Source organism: Campylobacter sp. BCW_6877 (genome assembly GCF_001762445.1).
Lineage (GTDB): Bacteria > Campylobacterota > Campylobacteria > Campylobacterales > Campylobacteraceae > Campylobacter_D > Campylobacter_D jejuni.
In genome coordinates this window covers 21,639-37,380 of sequence record NZ_MJWW01000035.1, presented here as the reverse complement: position 1 = coordinate 37,380, position 15,742 = coordinate 21,639, and the positions used below count along the sequence as shown (strand labels likewise).

The window sequence follows — 15,742 nt, the reverse complement described above, 5'->3', positions numbered from 1 at the left end:
TTAATACTTAGGAAATTCTAAGTTTTCATCATTAAAACTTAAAGCTGTGATTTGATAGTAAGAATTAATGGTTTTTAAAAGATTAAATCTAGCTCTTAAAAATTCTTGCTGGGTAGAATTTAAAGTATTATTTGCATCCAAATAATCTTTTAATTCGCTTTTTCCTAAAATATATTTTTCATAATACGCCTTAGTGATAAGCTCTTGTTTAATGTTAATATTTTGCAAATTTTGCAAAAGCAAGGTGTCGCTTTGATAATCTTTATAATTCAATGCAAATTCATTCATCGCACTTTGCAAAGCCTGTTCATAAGAAATTAAAAGTTGCTCATAAGTAAATTGTGAAATTTTGATATTTTGCTTTACTCTACCATAATCTAAGAAAGGTAAAGAAATCTTAACATTGCCACTTAAAATTTCAAATTTAAAACTATCATCGATTTTTTTATCCCTTCCGCTTAATGCTCCACCTAAAGAAATGCTAGGCAAAATAGATTTTTGCATGGAAGAATAATCCTTAAAAGCTGATTTTAAGCTATTGAGTTTAGACCTCACATCTGCACGGTATGCTAAGGCTTTTAAAGGTATGTTAAAATCAGGACTTAAGGTTTTAAAATCATTTAAAGATAAAGTTTTAAAATACTCTATATAGGCAAAACCTTCTTGCTTTGCCAATAAATCTTGTAAATTTTTTATGAGTAAATTACGATTTTTATCATTGCTTAATAAATTTTGTTTAGCTCTTAATAAGCTTTGTTCTATGTTTAAAAGATCCAATTCTTCTATTTTTCCAAGCTTGTATTTATAGCTATAAAGCTCTTTCATTTGTTCTAAATTTGAAAGATAGACTCGAAGCAATTTATCTACATCGTTAAAATAAGCCAGCTCAAACACATTATTTAAAGCTGTATTGATCATGCTTATTTTTAAATTTTCAAGATCATAAGCACTTGCTTTCGCACTAAATTCACTCGCACTTGCGCTATCTCTTAATTTGCCATAAATATCAAGCTCATAGCTTAAATTTAAAGAATTATTAAAATTTTTACTTTGTTTGCCTGAATTTAAATCTTTATCCGCACCAAAACCCAAATTTCCACTTAAAGTCGGATATAAATCATAATCAATCAAATCGGCTCTAGCCAAAGCTGAAAGCAAAGTTTTTCTAGCAATATTAATATCACTATTATTCAATAAAACAAAATTTAGAAATTCATTTAATTTTGCATTATCATAAGATCTATACCAATCATAAGTGAGATTTAAATCTTTCATTTGTTCTTGAGTTAAATCAACTTCTTTAGGCAAGCTAAGTTTTGCACCACAAGCGCTCAAGAAAAATGCTAAAAAAATGCTAAGTATTATTTTCACTTTATTCCTTTGATAATGCACTAATAGGATTTAAATTTGCTGCATTTCTTGCAGGGAAAAAACCAAAAATCACACCGATAAACATAGAACTTAAAAGTCCTAAAAGCACAGAATAGGCATTTAAAATCATAGGAAAATCCGTACTTAAAGTATTAAAAGCAAAAATAACAAAAATCGATAAAATCACACCTAAAATCGCCCCTATGGTACAAATCATAACCGCTTCGATTAAAAACTGCATCATAATATCTTCTCTTCTAGCCCCAATAGCCATTCGTATGCCAATTTCTCTCGTTCTTTCACTTACAGAAACAAGCATGATATTCATCACTCCTATACCCCCAACAATCAAAGCAATCACAGCCACACAAGCAGTAAGTATGGTTGTAGTGCGTTTATTTGCTGTAATAGCTTGCTTAAAGGTATCAGAATTAAAAGTAAAAAAATCCTTTTGTCCGCGTTTAATTTCTAAAATTCTTATGATAGCATTTTCAGCCAAAGTTGAACTCACATCATCTTTAACCTTAACTATGATTTCACGCAAATTTCTATCTCCTGTAAGCTTATTCATCAGTGTTGTATAGGGTATATAAAGACGCACTACATTATCTTCTATAGGTTTGTCTGTATCTTTTTGTAAAACTCCTATGATCTTAAAAGGTTGAGAATTAAAAAGCACCACACGACCTAAAATATTTTCACTTTTTTCATTAGGAAAAAGATTTTTTTTAGCATTAAAATCCAATACAGCAACATTGGTGCTATTTTTTACATCATCATTATTTAAAATTCTTCCCACATCTATCCTTAAACCTTCTATAGCAAAATTATTTACCCCCACTCCTTCAGCTCTTGCGCTTAAAGAAATATTGGTATAAGTTGCCACTCCTGAAGTATTTGAATGAGCATCAACTGCTTCTAAGTATTCTAGGGATCTTAGCGTTTCTAAATCGCTAAAATTAAGCCTTGTTTTACCCGAACGCAAATCTCCAAAACCCCTTCCAGGACGAATTTCAATAGTATTTGTTCCAAGTCTTGCAATGGATTCAAGCACCTTAGCTTGAGAGCCCAACCCCAAAGCCACAACACAAACTACAGAAGCAATGCCTATGATGATTCCAAGCATAGTTAAAATAGAACGAAGTTTGTGTGCAAGTATGGAAGAATAAGCTATCTTAAAACATTCAAAGGCTTGATTTTTAAGCAAAGTAAGTGTTTTTTTCTCTTTGGGCATTGTTTTTAAAATAAGTTTTTCTTGAGCTTTTTCCTTTTTAGTATCGCTTAAAATTTCTCCATCTTTAATCTCTATAACCCTTTTAGCTTGTGCTGCAATTTTTGGATCGTGAGTTACTAAGACTATAGTATGACCTTGCGCGTTAAGTTTTTGTAAAATTTCAAGCACCATAATACCGCTTTTACTATCCAAAGCTCCCGTTGGCTCATCAGCCAAAATAAGCTCTCCACCATTGATTAAAGATCTTGCTATAGAAACGCGTTGTTGCTGCCCTCCGCTTAATTCATTCGGTTTAGAATCTAACTTATGAGCTAGTTCTAAATCATTTAAAAGTTTTTTAGCATTTTGACTTCTTTCTTGTAAATTTTTTCCCGCATAAACTGCAGGCAAAGAAACATTTTCTTTAGCACTAAGCAAGCTTAAAAGATTGTATCTTTGAAATATAAAGCCTATTTTTTCACGCCTTAATCTTGCTTTTTCATCATTATTAAGTTTAGTGACTTCATACTCATCAAAAACATAAGTTCCACTACTTGGTGTATCTAATGTTCCTATGATATTCAAAAGTGAAGTTTTACCACTTCCACTTTGTCCTATAATGGCAACAAATTCACCTTTTTCTATACTTAAACTTACATTTTTTAAAATGGCATTTTCGCCTATATTCTTGCAAATATTTTTAAGAAAAATCATTAAAATCTCAACTTTATTTTAGGAGCTAAGCTATCAGCACTTGAGCTTACTATCAATTCTTCATTTTCATTTACACCTTCTAAAATTTGAGTGTTGATAGAATCTTTAATGCCAAGTTTGACATATTTTTTAACAGCTTTTTGATTTTCTAAAATTTCAACATAATAGCCTTTTGGATCGCTTTTAATTGCATAAGTTGGCACTGCTAAAACAGCTTTTGCACTTGCTACAACAATTTCATTTTGTATACTCATACCAATACGCAAAAAATCATCTTTATTGGCTACATAAAATTTTGCGTAATAATAAATAGCATTTGATGAGCTTGAGCTTGAAGAACTCGAACTTGATGAGCTTGAGCTTGTACTAGAATCACTCACTTCAGTATCAGCTGGATCTATACTTGCAATCTTAGCATGATAAGTTTTTTGAGGATCATTAAGCAAAGAAAAATCAAGCTCTGTTCCTACTTTTATCTTACTCACATCAGCCTCTGCTATTTCCATTCTTACTTCCATTTCGTCTAAATTAGCTATACGGACTATAGTAGGAGTGTTTTGATTAGCATTAACTGTTTGTCCTTCATCTACAGCTACATTAATCACAACACCATCCATAGGAGCAGTAATGGTTGTATAACCTAAATCTTTTTGTGCATTTTTAAGAGTGATTTCAAGCTGAACTACTTGAGCATTAAGCTCTGCAACATTAGCTTTTAAAGTATAATAATTATTTTTTTGAGTTTCTAAATTTTCAAGAGAACTTGCTTTAGCTGCATAAAGTTTTTGCTCTCTTTGATATTGCTTACTCGCAATCTCAAGAGCAACTTTTTTACTCTCTAAATTAGCCTTAGCGCTTTCAAGCTGAGCTTTTGTAATATCTAAATCGTTTTGTTGTTTATCTTTGTCAATTTGAGCGATCAAATCACCTTGCTTTACATGAGTTCCCACATCGACATAAAGTTTTATAATTTGTCCGCTAACTTGAGCACCCACATCGACTTGATCTTTGGCATATACCTTTCCTACTGCCTCTATGGTTTGAGATATATCTTTTTTTTGTATTTTTTGAGTTAAATAGCTGATTTTTTCATCATTATTAAAAAAAATAAAATAAGCCCCAACACTTCCAAGTATTGCAATTAAAATGATTAAAACAATCTTCTTTTTCATAATAACAAATCCTAAAGAAAAATCAAGATTAAATTTTACTCATTTTTTGTGAATTTTTTGTGAATTTTTAATTCTACTTTATAAATTTAAAAATTCTAAAGCCATCATCACATCACCCTGCATTAAAACTTTTAAATTTTCATCATCCCAACAAAAAGTAGAACTATGGTGCAAAGCTGGATGATTTAAATCCTTTGAAATTCCAATAAATACATAAGCTCCCATTCTTTCTCGTGTTAAAAAAGCAAAATCTTCAGCCCCCATGTCAGGTTTAGAAGAAACAATGATATTTTCTTCTCCTAAGACCTTTGCAAAAGCTTTTCTTGCTATTAAAGCAGCTTTTTCATCATTAATCAATGGAGGAAATTCTTTAGTATATTTAAGCTTATAATCTCCACCGTTAGATTTTGCTGTAGCAGCAGCCACTTCTTCTAGAGAACTTTTTAAAATATCTTGTGTTTTATCATTTAAAAAACGCACGGTTCCTTTTAAATAAGCATTTGTAGGAATAACATTATAAGTAGTTCCTGCACAAATTTGACCTACGGTAATCACCCCTGCTTCATAAGGGGCTAAACGCCTAGAAACAACACTTTGTATATTATTTACAAATTGCGTTGCCATAATTATAGGATCTATACAAGTGTGCGGATGAGCTCCATGTCCTCCTCTGCCAATAAATTCCAAATCAAAAATATCCGTTCCAGCCATCATTTCACCACTTACAATTTGAGCAGTATTTTCAAGCAAAGGCCCCCATAAATGACAACCAAAAACTGCATCAACATAAGGATTTTCCAATACACCTGATTCTATCATAGGTTTAGCTCCACCGCTTCCCTCTTCTGCGGGCTGAAACATAAACTTAATCGTGCCACAAAATTCATCTTTAAGTTCATTTAATATCAAAGCAGCTCCCAAAAGCCCTGCTGTATGTCCATCATGTCCACATGCGTGCATCTTACCATCAATTTTTGAAGCATAGCTTAGATTAGTTTTTTCTTGCACAGGCAAAGCATCCATATCCGCTCTTAAAAGAACACATTTTGGTTTTTTCTGACTCTTCTTTTTTCCTTCTATAATAGCTAAAATTCCTGTTTTTGCAATATTTTTTTGAAATTTAATGCCAAACTCATCTAAAATTTTACACACTAAATGAGCTGTATTTTCTTCTTCAAATTCAAGCTCAGGATGCATATGAATTTGATGTCTTAAATCAACTACTTTATCATAGTACTTTAGTGCTAAATTTTCAACCAGCTTTTGCATTCTTTTCCTTAATCTAAATCTTTTATTTTCTCATCTGCTTTTTTACTGTCAAGTTTTTCCAAATTCGCCTCCATTTTTCGTATTTCTTCTTCTCCACTACGCACTAGTTTTGCATCAATTTTGGAAAAATCTCCAGTTTTTTTATTTGGATATTCTACCTTAGAAAGTATAAAACGCAATAAATTTAATCTTGCTTTTTTCTTATCATCAGAAGAAATAATAGTCCAAGGACAAGTTGGAGTATTAGATGCTAAAAGCATAGAGTATTTAGCTAAAGTATATTTATCCCATAATTCTTGTGATTTTTGATCTACAGGAGATAATTTATATTGTTTAAGTGGATCACTTCGGCGTTTTTCAAAACGTTTTTTTTGCTCGTCTTTTGATACTGAAAAATAAAATTTAAAAAAAATAATATCACTATTTGAAATCATATTTTCAAACAAAGGCACTTCTCTTAAAAAATCTTTATGTTGTTGCGGTGTACAAAAACCCATAACCGGTTCTACTCCTGCACGATTATACCAAGATCTGTCAAAAATCACAATCTCACCGGCCGAGGGCAAATGTGCTATATAACGCTGAAAATACCACTGTGTTTTTTCCACATCACTAGGTTTTTCAAGAGCCACAACGCGGCAACCACGCGGGTTTAAATGCTCAATCAAACGTTTAATCGCCCCACCTTTTCCAGCTGCATCGCGTCCTTCTATAAGTATAAGAACCTTTAAACCCTTGGCTTTAACATGATTTTGAAATTTCAAAAGCTCAATTTGCAAATTCTTTAAATCTTTTTCATATTCTATTGTACTTTTCTTTCTTTTAACAGAAATATAAACTTCATTCTTTTTAACAGCCCCTTGTGTTTTTGAAGAATTATTTTCTTGCATTTTCAAACCTTTATAAAGTATTTAAAGTAAATTTATCATAATAAATTATAATTGAAGCTAAAGATAAAGGAAAAATAAGTTTTTAGGAAATTTATGCGTATTTTTGGTATTATTTTATTAAGTTTTTGCTTATGTTTTGCTTCTATATTGTCTTTAAATGAAGCTTTTAATGTAAAATCAAACTCTTATAATAATTCTATCTCAATTGATATTGAACTTGGAAAAGATATTTATCTTTATTCTAATAAACTTAAATTATATATAAATGAAAAAGATATAAGTTCTTTGATTAATCTACCTCAAAGCTCTACAAGAGGCAATGAAAATGTTTATTATCAAAAATTAAATTTAGCTTTGCCAAATTTACTACTAGAACGCTTTGCGAAAAATACTACAAATTTAATCAAACTCGAATTTCAAGGTTGTTCTGAACAAGGCTTGTGTTATAACCCTCAAACTTGGTACTTTGATCTCATTTCTAAAAAAGATACTTTTGAAATTTCAAAACCTTACAAAGCTCAAAAAACAGATAAAAAAACTAAAATTGAATCTGAAGAAAGCTCTATAGCAAATTTTTTAGCAACAGATAACTTTTTTTGGATTTTGCTAAGTTTTTTTGGCTATGGACTTTTACTCTCCTTAACACCTTGTATTTTACCTATGATTCCGATTTTATCTTCTCTTATCATAGCAAAAAGTAATGCTAAATTTTCAAAAAAACATAGTTTTTTTCTCTCTTTTATCTATGTTTTTTTCACGTCTTTAGCCTATGCTATTGCTGGAGTTATAGCAAGTTTTCTAGGAGCAAGTATTCAAGGAATTTTACAAAAACCTATTATTTTAATTCTTTTTGCTCTAATTTTCATAGCTTTTGCTTTTGCTATGTTTGGAGCTTTTCGTTTCGAATTACCATTAAGATTTCAAACCTTTATACATAAAAAAAGCGAAAAAGGGAAGGGAGTTGTAGGTATAGCCATCATGGGATTTTTATCTGCTTTAATAGTAGGTCCTTGCGTAGCAGCTCCTTTAGCAGGTGCTTTAATTTATATAGCCAATACAGGCAATGCTTTATTAGGTGGTAGTGCGCTTTTTATCATGAGTTTTGGCATGGGTATACCTTTGCTTTTCATAGGCTTAGGATTAGGTTTTATTAAACCTGGTTTTTGGATGGAAAAAGTAAAAATTTTCTTTGCTTTTGTTATGTTGGCTATGGCTATTTGGATACTTTCTAGAATTATTGAAGAAAATTACATTTTAATTGCCTATGGAATTTTAGGTGTATTTTTTAGTGTTTTTATGGGAATTTTTGAAAAAAGTTTTACGATAATTTCTAAAATTAAAAAAAGTATTTTAATTCTTATTTTAGCTTATTCTCTAAGCATTTTCCTAGGGGGAATTTTTGGGGTTAAAAATTTCTTAAATCCTTTAAATTTCAATACTACATCTACCTCAAAACCTGCTCTAAGCTATGATTATATCAGTAATTTTGAACAATTAAAGCAAGAAATACAAACAAATACAAAGCCCATAATGCTTGATTTTACTGCATCTTGGTGTGAAAATTGCAAACTTTTAGATGAATTAACCTTTAGCGATGAAAGAATCATACAAAAAATGCAAAATTACAAACTTATCAAAGTTGATGTAAGCGAAAATAATAATGAACAAATTAAAACCATGAAAGAATTTAATGTTTTTGGCCCACCTGTTTTAATTTTCTTTGAAAATGGAAAAGAAAAATTAAAAATCACGGGTTTTATCAGTGCTGATGATTTATTAAAAAAACTAGAACCATGAAAATTCAAAGTTTGCAAATAGGGAAAATTAAAAAAACCATAAAAATTTCCAAAACGCATTTATTAAAGATATTTACCTAGAAAAAACATAGATTGATTTTCTGGGTATTTTAGATGATCAAATAGCTAATAAAATTCATCACGGAGGCTACCATAAGGTATTTTTGCCAACTCTTGTCAAAACTATCCTATATGAGAAAGATTTCTTAATAAAAAGCTAAATTTTGGCTCAATGAGTGAAAATTTGAGCATCGATGGGCTTTATGAACAAAATGTTTGCATAGATGATATACATCAAATTTCAAATGCAAAACTGCAAGTAAGCGAACCTAGAAAACCTTGTGTAAAAATTTCTAGAATTCACAATAATTCAAATTTTACACATGAAATTTTTAAAATGGGCTTGAGTGGATGGTATTATAAAGTTTTACAAGTTGAACAAATACGAAAGTATGAAAACATTAAAATTTTAGAAAAAAAATCTACTTCACTTAGTATATTTAAACTCAATCAACTTTTTTACTCCCCACATCAAATTCTTAAGAAAAATCCAAATTTAATTAGATAAATTAGAAAAATTAAACTCTCTCATATCTCAAAATTGGCACGAAACGATACACAAACGCTTAAAAAATACTTACGATACAAGCTATATGGATAGCTTATAAGTTTTTAAAGTTATTTTTAGATAAAATAATCCTTTTTTGAAAGGATAATCATGCAAAGACAAACATGGAGTAGCACACTAACTTATATTCTAACAGTTGCTGGAGCAACCATAGGATTTGGAGCAACTTGGCGTTTTCCCTATCTTGTAGGAGAAAATGGTGGCGGCGCTTATGTATTAGTTTTTTGTATAGCCATGATTATCATAGGCATTCCTGTTATTTTAGTTGAAAATGTCATAGGCAGAAAAGCGATGACAAATAGCGTAGATGCTTTTAAACAAAAATGGCAAAGTATTGGATACATGGGACTTTTAGGAAGCTTTGGCATAATGGCTTACTACATGGTACTTGGAGGATGGGTTTTAGTTTATATTTGGGAATTAACCCTAGGGAATTTTAGCCTTGCCAATGTAGTAAGCAAAGAATTTACTCATCAGTTTTTTAACGACAAGATAGCCTTCAATCCTTTGGGGGTCGGTATTTTTACCACTGTTTTTGTAATTATTAATTACATTATTTTAAAAAGAGGCATTATAGATGGTATAGAAAAATCTGTAAAATTTTTAATGCCCTTATTATTTATCTGTCTTATTATTGTTGTAGGACGCAATTTAACCCTTGATGGAGCTATAGCTGGAGTTAAATTTTATCTTGAACCTGATTTTAGTAAAATTTTATCACCAAAACTTTTAATCGATGTTTTAGGGCAAGTTTTTTTTGCTTTATCCCTAGGTTTTGGGGTGATGATAACACTTTCATCTCATCTTAATAAAAATGAAAATATGGCAAAAACCGCTATTTATACAGGGGTTTTAAATACTATCATAGCTGTTTTGGCTGGTTTTATGATTTTTCCAGCACTTTTCTCAGCGGGACTTGCTCCAGATAGCGGGCCTTCTTTGGTTTTTGAAACTTTACCTATAGCATTTTCTCATATCCATTTTGGTACCATTGTGTGCATTTTATTTTTTGTCTTACTCTTGATTGCAGCTTTAACCACAAGCTTGCCAATTTATCAAGTTATTATTAGCGTATTAGAAGAAAAATTTAAATATTCTAAAAATCTTTCTATTAACCTAACTCTAGGGTTTATCTTCATACTTGGCAATCTTCCTTGCATTTTAACTTATGGGCCTTGGCGTGACATTGTTATCATCAAAGGAAAAAACATTTTTGATAGTTTTGATTTCATTAGTGGAAATATTTTGTTTGTTTTAACTGCATTTTTTTGCTGCATTTATGTAGGTTGGATTTTAGGCAAACAAGAAAGTTTAAAAGAACTTAGCAATAACGATACACTTAAAAGTCCATGGTTTGGAATTTGGTTTTATTATGTAAAATATATAGTACCTTTGATTATTTTAATCATTTTTATCTATGGAATTTTAAACTAATTTTTTAAATTTATATCTCTCTAACATAGTGGAATTTCCTAAAATTCCACCTTGATGTATATAAAGCAATGGTTTTTTCCACTCTTGTTTTAATGCTATACTTAATCCTAAAATATCATACAACAAGTCAAATTCTATATTGCACTTTAACTTTAAATCCATATAAAGCTCATAAAATTCTTTATACGGCTTAGCAAAGTGATATTTTTTATCACTTGTTAAAAATTCTAAATTTGAAAAATCATAGCTTGGATCTAATGTTAAAATTTGTTTTTTAAGATATTTAATATCACCTACACAAGCGCAAGTAAATACTTTAAATTTAGAATACTTTGCCAAAAAAGCTGCCGAAGTGCCTGTACCCGAAGGTAAAAAAATATCAAAATCAAGCTTTAAACTTTGACTTTGCATTTGAATTTCCTGAGCAAGTTCCATATAGCCATATTGAGCTTCTAAATTAGCTATACCTTGTTCTATAAAAATATCATCTTTTTTACACAAAGACAAAGCAAATTGCTTTAAGGATAAAGAATGGATATTTTCTACAAAATCAACACCATTTTCTAAAGCTAAGGCATAGTTTCCACAAGGATTACTCTTGAGAAAAGTAGAAATTTTTTCACAAGCAAAAACAAGCTTACATGATCTTTGTTTAGCAAAAATACTTAATGCCGCCAAAGCATTACTTTGGCTTCCTCCATAACTTACAAAAGATTGATTTTTAGGATATCTTTGATGGATATAAAAAGCAAGTTTCCTAGCTTTATTTCCATTAATTTCCCCTAATAAATCATCTCTTTTAATATAAAATTCAAATCCGTTAAAATTGATTTTTTGTATAGGACTAATTGTTTTAATGAAATTCAAAGAATTTTTCTACATCTTTTAAAGCATTATCATTTTTAATGCTAAATTTTATTTCTATGCGACGACTCTTATCCTTATCTTCAACTCCGTTAATAAACACAGGATCTGAAAAAGAACGTCCACTTGCCATTAAAAGCTTTTGAAGCTTATCACTCTTATAAAAAGTATAGATAAAATTCATCACCTCATAAGCTCTTTTTTGCGACAAATCTAAATTATAAATATAAGACCCATCACTATCAGTATGTCCTTCAATAATGATATTTTCAATGTTAGAAGAAATTTTTGGATCTTCAAGAATAGCATCAAAATATTCGCTTAAGATTTTTCTCAAACTTGCCTTTGCCTCATTTTTTAACACATAAGAATCTTTATCAAAAAGTACTTCAGCAGGCAAAGCAATAGATCCTGTCTTTTCATCTATAGTGATATTATTATCAAGTTTGCTTTGTAATTCCTTGCTTAAATTTTCACGAATCAAACTAAGATTTTGCACCTTTTCTTTAGCTTTTTGAAAATCTTCTTGTAAATTTTTAAGCTCTTCATCTTTTTTCTCTAATTGACCTAGTAAAATCAAAATTTGCTTATCTTTATTATCTAAAGTTGAGTTCAAATCTTTACTTAACTGCTTGTAATTTGTAATATTAGCCTCTAATTCTGCTTTTTGAGAATTAGCAAGATTTAAAGCACTAGAAGCATTGTTTAAATCAGAACTTAGTTTAAACACTATAGCTTCTTTATTTCTAAGCTCTTCTTTGCTCTCCTCTAAGCGTGCCTCTTGTTTATTGAGATTGTCTTTAATTTCTTTTAAATCACTTTGAGTTAAAACATATTTTACAACAATAGCACCTATTAGCAAAATAAAAACAAACAGCAATCCTGCCATTAAATCAGCATAAGCTATCCAAAAATTGCTATCTTCTTTTGACTCATTTTTCATTTATTTTCTTTATCTTCATTTTTTAACTCATCATTGCTTTCTTGCTTAGATATTTCTGCTTGAATTTCATCTTGATTTTCTTCAGTCTTAGACTCTGAAAAATCTTCTATTTGTTTGGTTTCATTTTCTTTATTTTGATTTCCATCCCCAGAAAGCTTACTCATCATTTGACTTGTTTCTTCATCAAGTGCTTTCATTTCTTTTTTAAGCTCATCCATCATTTTGATTTTAGCATCGATACTTTTTTCTTCTTCATATACTTCCTTAAATTTATGCATACCTTCAAACAAGCTTGCTTTAAATCCCTCAAAAACCTTTTCTTGACTTTCCAACATTGCTTTTTCATAAAGTTCAAAATTTTTGCCAAAACGCTCTACTTTTTCATCGAATGCACTTAGCGTCTTATCAAGATGATGAATTTTATCACTACTGATATCGAGCAAGCGATTATATTGTTCTGACATTCTTGTATTGATTTCTTTCAAATTTTGATTGAGCAAACCTATGCCATTTAACATTTCACTATAAAGCTTTCCAAGATCGCGTTGATCTCTTTGTGCTTTACTAAGCTCACCCATGGTTTGTTTGATGTGTTCACTACTTAATCTAATAGCTTTTTCTTCTACATTTAGCATATCTTGAAAAATGCCAAATTTTCTATCAATAGCATGATCAAGCTCTGCAAAAAAATCATCATTGCTAACTTGTTTAAAAATTGCTCCAATTTTTTCAAAATGTTGCAAACTCTCAGTTAAATATCTTTGATCAAGCTCTTCTTTTGTCCAAAAAAATCCACTTGTAGCGTTTTTTTGACGATTTAGTAAACGATCTATTTTACTTTTACCATATTTTTCAAAAAACATCCACCATAATGCAAGAAAAATTCCATAAATTGAAACATAAAAAGCAGTTCCTACTCCACTTAACAAATCTGCAATTTCTTGTTCTAAAGCGGCTGTATCACTAGAACTAAAATTTGGCATTGAAAAAGCTATGCTGATAAAAGTTCCTAAAATTCCCATCATTGGAAAAATTGCCGAACCTATACTAGCAAAATTCTCATTTCTTGCACCTTTAATATATGTATAAGCAAAGTCATCAAAATTGGCATTTGATTTCGTGTCTTTCCCTATGGCAAGAAAATGCCTCATAATATGTCTTTTTAAAGCCTGTTTAAATTCATCTTTTTGTTGCTCAAAAATACTATACGCATACTCAGCACTATGTCTAGCAAAAATCAATGCTGTAAAAAAAATCACACCTGTCATAATAACCGTATGTAATTCAACCTTAAAGTCAATTACATTAAAATAACCTAATAAAATCAAAATATAAAGAAAAGCTGGAATAAAAATAATTTTAAAATAAACCAAAGAACCTCTTGCATCTTTGCCTTCAGGCAAAACAAGTTCTGAAATTTCATCTGATTTAATCTCCATGAAACCAATACCTCAATAAAAATTTTATTTTAAAGATTGCTACTTAATTTGATAAAAATTTTTAAAACAAAATAAAACTAAGCCTTTAAAATGCTTAGTTTTTGTTTATACAGTTTAAATCTTCAAAAGCGACTTCAAGACGCTTTATCATGCTTTCTTCACCACTCCTTAACCAAACACGCGGATCATAGTATTTTTTATTTGGCTTGTCATCACCTTCTGGATTTCCAATTTGTCCTTGCAAATAAGCCCTATTTTTAAGTTCATATTCACGTACCCCATCCCAAAAAGCCCACTGGGTATCTGTGTCAATATTCATCTTAATTACGCCATAACTTACTGCATTTTTAATATCTTTTAGCTCGCTACCGCTACCACCATGAAATACAAAATTTATAGGCTTATCATTTTTTAAAGCAAATTTATCTTTGACAAATTTTTGCGAATTTTTTAAAATTTCAGGTTGTAAGCTAACATTTCCTGGTTTGTAAACTCCATGTACATTTCCAAAGCTTGCCGCAATTGAAAATTTATCACTAATTTTTCCAAGTCTTTCATATGCAAGTGCTACATCTTCTGGTTGGGTATAAAGCTTAGAATTATCAATACCTGTATTATCCACTCCATCTTCTTCGCCACCTGTACAACCTAGTTCTATTTCAAGTGCGACACCTAAAGCATCAAGTTTTTGAAGATAGACTTCACAAGTGTTAAGATTTTCTTCTAAACTTTCTTCGCTAAGATCAAGCATATGGGAACTAAATAAAGCTTGTCCATGGGTTTTTTTATATTGTGCATTTGCCTCAATAAGCCCATCAATCCAAGGTAAAAGTTTTCTTGCGGCATGATCAGTGTGTAAAATCACAGGTACACCATAAGCTTTAGCAAGTAAATGTACATGTTTAGCCCCACTAATTGCACCTAAAACTTCTCCATTAGGACAATTTTTCCCTGCATAAAATTTTGCCCCACCATTTGAAAACTGGATAATAACTGGAGAGTTAACTTTTTTTGCAGATTCTAAAACTGCATTAATAGAATCAGTTCCTACAACATTAACAGCAGGGATAGCAAAACCCTCTGCTTTAGCATAGTCATAAACTTTATTAAGCTCATCTCCGCTAATCACCCCTGCTTTTACAATGTCTAAAACACCCATTATTTATATTCCACTTTAGCACTATTTAAAAGATCTTGGCCTTTTTGATTGATAACTTTTTTAAATTCTTCAAATTTAAGTCCGTTTTCAATACCTTGTTTTACTTCATCAAATTTGATTTGACCTTTAGCCTGCGAATTTTCTTTTAAGATTACATGATAGCCAAAATTCGTTTTTATTGGAGTTGTAGTAATAGTACCATTTTTAAGTGCAAAAGCAGCATCTGTAAAAGGCTTTACCATAGTTGATTGATCAAACCAACCAAGCTCACCACCTTGGTTTTTTGAACCTGGATCAATTGATTTCTCTTTAGCAAGCTCACTAAATTTAGCATCTAGTTCTTTACCTTTTAAACCTTTAAGTTCGTTAATAATATCCTTAGCTTCTTTTTCTGTCGCTACTAAGATATGTTTTGCTTGCACTCTCGCAGGTTTTACGTATTTGTCTTTATTTTGATCATAAAAAGCTTTAACTTTAGCCGCATCAATTTTAATTGTATTTAAAATTTTCTCTTGATAAACATTAACAAGTATTGCATCTTTTGCACGATCAAGTTCTTTTGTGTATAAAGGATCTTTTTCTAAATTTTGTTTTTTAGCATCTTGCAAAATTAAGTCTTGCATAATATACTGCTGAATAAGAGCTTTTTTTTGATTATCTGGCAAAGTTTTAAAATCCTGTCCTCTAAGCATAGGGGCAAAAAATTCACTTACTTCTGTATCACTAATGCTCTTGCCATTAACAGTGGCTACTGTAGCTGCATTTACATTTAAAGCTACACCTGCAATCAAAGCTGCTGCAACTAAAGAAATTTTTTTCATTGGGTTTCCTTTTTAATAAAATGTATATA

The 15,742-nt window shown here is 30.4% G+C and carries 12 protein-coding genes and 1 pseudogene; 3 read left to right on the top strand and 10 right to left on the bottom strand.

All coding sequences use genetic code 11. The features are described 5' to 3' along the window. The 5 genes from AJ936_RS03925 to ppk2 all read right to left on the bottom strand — a co-directional run bounded on the left by AJ936_RS03925 (position 1) and on the right by ppk2 (position 6,629). The gene (locus AJ936_RS03925) at positions 1–1,371 is read right to left on the bottom strand and encodes a TolC family protein (RefSeq protein WP_044794049.1); all 1,371 of its coding nucleotides are present in this window, start codon (positions 1,369–1,371) and stop codon (positions 1–3) included. 1 nt (position 1,372) lies between these two features. Then, a complete protein-coding gene (locus AJ936_RS03920) occupies positions 1,373–3,298 on the bottom strand; it encodes an ABC transporter permease (protein WP_070274093.1) in 1,926 nt (641 codons plus the stop codon). Then, complete coding sequence (locus AJ936_RS03915; RefSeq protein WP_070274092.1) at positions 3,298–4,470, bottom strand: efflux RND transporter periplasmic adaptor subunit; 1,173 nt, start codon at positions 4,468–4,470, stop codon at positions 3,298–3,300. Before AJ936_RS03915 ends, AJ936_RS03920 begins: the two co-directional genes overlap by 1 nt. 78 nt (positions 4,471–4,548) lie before the next feature. After that, positions 4,549–5,739 (bottom strand): M20 family metallopeptidase, encoded by a 1,191-nt coding sequence (locus AJ936_RS03910; RefSeq protein ID WP_070274091.1) that lies wholly within the window; start codon positions 5,737–5,739, stop codon positions 4,549–4,551. Positions 5,740–5,747: 8 nt separating this feature from the next. Beyond that, positions 5,748–6,629 (bottom strand): polyphosphate kinase 2, encoded by an 882-nt coding sequence (gene ppk2 / locus AJ936_RS03905; protein ID WP_070274090.1) that lies wholly within the window; start codon positions 6,627–6,629, stop codon positions 5,748–5,750. Between the two features lie 93 nt (positions 6,630–6,722). Here ppk2 and dsbD point away from each other — a divergent pair, with 93 nt between their 5' ends. The 3 genes and pseudogenes from dsbD (at position 6,723) to AJ936_RS03890 (ending at position 10,487) form a co-directional block, all read left to right on the top strand. Next, positions 6,723–8,426 (top strand): protein-disulfide reductase DsbD, encoded by a 1,704-nt coding sequence (dsbD, locus tag AJ936_RS03900; RefSeq protein WP_070274089.1) that lies wholly within the window; start codon positions 6,723–6,725, stop codon positions 8,424–8,426. Next, positions 8,423–9,093: pseudogene (locus AJ936_RS03895) on the top strand (MOSC domain-containing protein). The gene dsbD and the pseudogene AJ936_RS03895 overlap by 4 nt, the downstream one beginning before the upstream one ends. 50 nt (positions 9,094–9,143) lie before the next feature. Next, positions 9,144–10,487, top strand: a complete 1,344-nt coding sequence (locus tag AJ936_RS03890) for a sodium-dependent transporter (RefSeq protein WP_070274088.1) — start codon at positions 9,144–9,146, stop codon at positions 10,485–10,487. Here AJ936_RS03890 and AJ936_RS03885 read toward each other — a convergent pair. The 5 genes from AJ936_RS03885 to peb4 form a co-directional block, all read right to left on the bottom strand. Further along, positions 10,479–11,354 (bottom strand): 1-aminocyclopropane-1-carboxylate deaminase/D-cysteine desulfhydrase, encoded by an 876-nt coding sequence (locus tag AJ936_RS03885; protein ID WP_002861304.1) that lies wholly within the window; start codon positions 11,352–11,354, stop codon positions 10,479–10,481. The genes AJ936_RS03890 and AJ936_RS03885 overlap by 9 nt on opposite strands. Next, positions 11,341–12,294, bottom strand: coding sequence for an OmpA family protein (locus tag AJ936_RS03880; RefSeq protein WP_070274087.1), 954 nt, complete (start codon positions 12,292–12,294; stop codon positions 11,341–11,343). The genes AJ936_RS03885 and AJ936_RS03880 overlap by 14 nt, the downstream gene beginning before the upstream one ends. Beyond that, complete coding sequence (locus AJ936_RS03875; RefSeq protein WP_070209851.1) at positions 12,291–13,733, bottom strand: MotA/TolQ/ExbB proton channel family protein; 1,443 nt, start codon at positions 13,731–13,733, stop codon at positions 12,291–12,293. Before AJ936_RS03875 ends, AJ936_RS03880 begins: the two co-directional genes overlap by 4 nt. A gap of 94 nt (positions 13,734–13,827) precedes the next feature. Continuing rightward, positions 13,828–14,892 (bottom strand): class II fructose-bisphosphate aldolase, encoded by a 1,065-nt coding sequence (gene fbaA / locus AJ936_RS03870; RefSeq protein WP_002931943.1) that lies wholly within the window; start codon positions 14,890–14,892, stop codon positions 13,828–13,830. Continuing rightward, positions 14,892–15,713 carry a peptidylprolyl isomerase PEB4 gene (gene peb4 / locus AJ936_RS03865; RefSeq protein WP_002931939.1) on the bottom strand — a complete coding sequence of 274 codons (822 nt, stop codon included), beginning with the start codon at positions 15,711–15,713 and terminating at the stop codon, positions 14,892–14,894. The genes fbaA and peb4 overlap by 1 nt, the downstream gene beginning before the upstream one ends. Positions 15,714–15,742 lie beyond the last annotated feature (29 nt).

Bases quoted from the DNA above. Each gene is read 5' to 3' on its own strand.
- AJ936_RS03920 (WP_070274093.1), bottom strand. From the start codon at position 3,298: ATGATTTTTCTTAAAAATATTTGCAAGAATATAGGCGAAAATGCCATT.
- AJ936_RS03915 (WP_070274092.1), bottom strand. From the start codon at position 4,470: ATGAAAAAGAAGATTGTTTTAATCATTTTAATTGCAATACTTGGAAGT.
- AJ936_RS03910 (WP_070274091.1), bottom strand. From the start codon at position 5,739: ATGCAAAAGCTGGTTGAAAATTTAGCACTAAAGTACTATGATAAAGTA.
- ppk2 (WP_070274090.1), bottom strand. From the start codon at position 6,629: ATGCAAGAAAATAATTCTTCAAAAACACAAGGGGCTGTTAAAAAGAAT.
- dsbD (WP_070274089.1), top strand. From the start codon at position 6,723: ATGCGTATTTTTGGTATTATTTTATTAAGTTTTTGCTTATGTTTTGCT.
- AJ936_RS03890 (WP_070274088.1), top strand. From the start codon at position 9,144: ATGCAAAGACAAACATGGAGTAGCACACTAACTTATATTCTAACAGTT.
- AJ936_RS03880 (WP_070274087.1), bottom strand. From the start codon at position 12,294: ATGAAAAATGAGTCAAAAGAAGATAGCAATTTTTGGATAGCTTATGCT.
- AJ936_RS03875 (WP_070209851.1), bottom strand. From the start codon at position 13,733: ATGGAGATTAAATCAGATGAAATTTCAGAACTTGTTTTGCCTGAAGGC.
- fbaA (WP_002931943.1), bottom strand. From the start codon at position 14,892: ATGGGTGTTTTAGACATTGTAAAAGCAGGGGTGATTAGCGGAGATGAG.
- peb4 (WP_002931939.1), bottom strand. From the start codon at position 15,713: ATGAAAAAAATTTCTTTAGTTGCAGCAGCTTTGATTGCAGGTGTAGCT.